Source organism: Piscinibacter sp., assembly GCF_050175855.1.
In the GTDB taxonomy this organism is placed as follows: Bacteria; Pseudomonadota; Gammaproteobacteria; order Burkholderiales; family Burkholderiaceae_C; genus Piscinibacter.
On sequence record NZ_JBFXIO010000495.1, the window covers coordinates 1 to 3,237 of the forward strand.

A 3,237-nucleotide genomic window follows, 5' to 3' on the forward strand; every position below is an offset into this window, starting at 1 on the left:
GCGTTGCCAGCCAGGCAGCGCACCGCCCATCGTCTTTCCGGCCGCAGCGCTGGGCCAGAATCCGCGCATGCTGCCCCGTCACCAGGATCCGATCGTCGCCGTGGCCACGGCCCCCGGCCGTGGCGCGGTGGGCATCGTGCGCGTCTCCGGACGCTCGCTCGATGCGTTGATCGAGGCCGTGTGTGCGCGCTCGCTGGCGCCGCGCGTCGCGACCTTCCTGCCGTTTCTCGCCGCCGACGGCTCGACGCTCGACCAGGGTCTGGCGATCCACTTCCCGGCGCCGAACTCCTACACCGGCGAGTCGGTGCTCGAGCTGCAGGCCCACGGCGGACCGGTGCTGCTGCAGCTGCTGCTGGCGCGCTGCCTGGAAGCGATGCCCCGCCTGCGCCTGGCCGGCCCCGGTGAATTCACCGAGCGCGCGTTCCTCAACGGCAAGCTCGACCTGGCCCAGGCCGAGGCCGTCAGCGACCTGATCGAGGCCAGCACCGAATCGGCGGCGCGCTCGGCCGGTCGCTCGCTCAGCGGTGCCTTCTCGAAACAGGTCAACGCGCTGCGCGACGCGCTGATCGAGCTGCGCATGCTGGTCGAGGCGACGCTGGACTTTCCCGAGGAGGAGATCGACTTCCTCGAGAAGGCCGACGCCCGCGGCCGGCTCGCGCGCATCACCGGCGAGCTCGATGCCGTGCTCGATCGCGCGCGCAGCGGCGCGCTGCTGCGCGAGGGCATTCGCGTGGTGCTGGCCGGGCAACCCAACGTGGGCAAGAGCTCGTTGCTCAACGCGCTGGCCGGGGCCGAGCTGGCCATCGTCACGCCGATCGCCGGCACCACGCGCGACAAGGTCAGCGAGACCATCCAGATCCACGGCGTGCCGGTGCACGTGACCGACACCGCCGGGCTGCGCGACCCCGAGGCCTCGGCCGACGAGGTCGAGCGCATCGGCATCGCGCGCAGCTGGGCCGAGATTGCGCGCTCCGACGCCGTGGTGTTCCTGCGCGACCTCACGCGCCTGGGCGAGCCCGACTACGACGAAGCCGACCGCGCCATCGCTCAGGCCTGGCCGCAAGACCTGGCCGGCTCGGGCCGGCTGATCGAGGTCTTCAACAAGGCCGACGCCAGCGCGCGGCGACCCGAAGGCGACGCCATCGTGATCTCGGCGCGCAGCGGCGACGGCCTCGAACGGCTGCGCGATCGCCTGCTCGAGCTGGCGGGCTGGCATGCGCAGCCGGAGGGTGTGTTCATCGCGCGCACGCGCCACGTGCAGGCGCTGCGCCGCACGCGCGAGCACCTCGAGCGCGCCGCCGAACTCGCCGCACAGCGCGACGCCGCGCTCGACCTGTTTGCCGAGGAGCTGCGCCTCGCGCACGACGCGCTCGGCGAGATCACCGGCGCCTTCACCGCGGACGACCTGCTCGGCGAGATCTTCGGCCGCTTCTGTATCGGGAAGTAAAGCGCTGCACGACTGCTTGCCTGCGGGTTGAGAGGCCTGTTACAGCGGCCGATAATGCGCTGACAACAATCGCGCCGACGCGCGGCTCACAAGGACGACGATGGACATTGCCCCGCTGGTTCAGGCCATGCAGACGCTCAACGCGGAGGACGCGTTCCGTGCGCGGCTGACGCTGGACCAGTGGCGCATCATCGCCCCCTACCTCACCCGCCACGAGATCCGTTCGGGCGACCTGCTCATCAAGCAGGGCGACGCCGACCGCTCGATGTACTTTCTCGCCCAGGGGTCGCTGCAGGTGTTCGTCACCGGCGGCCCGCCGGGCAGCAGCCGCATCGCCATCCTGCGTGCCGGCTCCGTGGTCGGCGAGCCGGGCCTGTTCAACGACGGCCCGCGCATGGCCAACGTCGAGGCGATGACCGCCTGCGAGGTGTGGGCGCTGCGCGGCCCGCGCCTGGAAGAGCTGGCCCAGCGCAACCCCGCGCTGGCGCTGGAACTGCTGCGCGCCGCCGGCAACGTGATGGCCGTGCGCATGCGCGCCAACCTGGCCAAGCAGACGCCGTTCACCTGAGCGCGCCGCGCGCGCTTCAGTGTCCTTCGAAGGACACCAGCGTGTGCACCCGCAGCCCGGCTGCGCGCAGCCGGTCGGAGCCGCCGAGTTCCGGCAGGTCGACGATCGCCGCACCTTCGATCACCTGCGCGCCCAGCCGCTCGAGCAGACGCATGCCGGCCATCATCGTGCCGCCAGTGGCGATCAGGTCGTCGATCAGCAGCACCCGGTCGCCCGGCTTCACCGCATCGGTGTGCATCTCGACAGTGGCCGAACCGTATTCCAGCTCGTAGGTCTCTTCCACGGTCGTGAAGGGCAGCTTGCCCTTCTTGCGGATCGGCACGAAACCGACGTTGAGCTCGTAGGCCAGCACCGAGCCGATGATGAAGCCGCGCGCATCCAGCCCGGCGATGGCGCTGGGCCGCAGGTCGAAGTAGCGGTGCACGAACTGGTCGATCAGCACGCGGAAGACGCGCGGGCTGGACAGCAGCGGCGTGATGTCGCGGAACTGGATGCCCGCCGACGGCCAGTCCGGCACGGTGCGGATGTGCTGCTTGATGTACTCGGCCGGCGAGAGGCCGGGCAGGTCGATGTCGCTCATCGCTGCGGATTGTGTACCGGACCAGTGCGCGCTAGGCGCGGCCGAGCAGCTTGCCCTCGGCCAGCGCCAGCGGCTCGGGCAAGCCGGAGAGCACCAGCGTGTCGCCGGCGTCGAGCACCAGGGTGTCGTCGGGCCGGGTCACGGCACCGGAGGCGCGGCGCACCGATACCACCGTCACGCCCACGGCATGCAGGGCCTGGTCGGCCAGCGACTGGCCGATGCTCGCCGCCGCGGCAGGCAGCGTGACGCTGAGCAGCCGCGCGGTCTGCAGATCGTCGACGGTGTCGTCGTCGGCGCCGTGGAAGTAGCCGCGCAGCAGGCCGTAGCGGGCATCGCGCTGGTCCTGCACGACGCGGATCACGCGGCGCATCGGCACGCCCACCAGCGCCAGCGCATGGCTGGCCAGCATCAGCGAGCCCTCGATGGCCTCGGGCACCACCTCGGTGGCGCCGGCGGCGCGCAGCTTCTCCATCTCGCTGTCGTCGATGGTGCGCACGATCACCGGCACCTTGGGTGCGTGCTCCTGCACCAGGCGCAGGATCTTCAGCGCCGAGGCCGTGTCCTGGTAGCTCACCACCACCGCGCTGGCGCGTGCCAGGCCGGCGGCCATCAGGCTCTGCAGCCGCGCGGCGTCGCCGAAGA

General features: G+C 71.3%; 4 protein-coding genes. 2 read left to right on the forward strand and 2 right to left on the reverse strand.

Going from position 1 to position 3,237, the window contains the following annotated elements; genetic code table 11:
• The first annotated feature begins 67 nt into the window (after nt 1-67).
• Complete coding sequence (gene mnmE / locus AB7U92_RS24545) at nt 68-1,447, forward strand: tRNA uridine-5-carboxymethylaminomethyl(34) synthesis GTPase MnmE (protein ID WP_428583068.1); 1,380 nt, start codon at nt 68-70, stop codon at nt 1,445-1,447.
• A gap of 100 nt (nt 1,448-1,547) precedes the next feature.
• Nucleotides 1,548-2,015: a cyclic nucleotide-binding domain-containing protein gene (locus AB7U92_RS24550; RefSeq protein ID WP_428583062.1), complete on the forward strand. Its 468-nt coding sequence runs from the start codon at nt 1,548-1,550 to the stop codon at nt 2,013-2,015.
• Between the two features lie 16 nt (nt 2,016-2,031).
• On the opposite strand, the gene AB7U92_RS24555 is transcribed toward AB7U92_RS24550, so the two are convergent.
• Both AB7U92_RS24555 and AB7U92_RS24560 read right to left on the reverse strand, forming a co-directional pair.
• Nucleotides 2,032-2,595: an adenine phosphoribosyltransferase gene (locus AB7U92_RS24555; RefSeq protein WP_428583064.1), complete on the reverse strand. Its 564-nt coding sequence runs from the start codon at nt 2,593-2,595 to the stop codon at nt 2,032-2,034.
• Between the two features lie 31 nt (nt 2,596-2,626).
• A partial coding sequence (locus AB7U92_RS24560; RefSeq protein ID WP_428583066.1) for an NAD-binding protein occupies nt 2,627-3,237 on the reverse strand: 611 nt, incomplete at its 5' end.

Excerpts from the sequence above, each read along its gene's own strand:
- mnmE (WP_428583068.1), top strand. The coding sequence starts at position 68 with ATGCTGCCCCGTCACCAGGATCCGATCGTCGCCGTGGCCACGGCCCCC.
- AB7U92_RS24550 (WP_428583062.1), top strand. The coding sequence starts at position 1,548 with ATGGACATTGCCCCGCTGGTTCAGGCCATGCAGACGCTCAACGCGGAG.
- AB7U92_RS24555 (WP_428583064.1), bottom strand. The coding sequence starts at position 2,595 with ATGAGCGACATCGACCTGCCCGGCCTCTCGCCGGCCGAGTACATCAAG.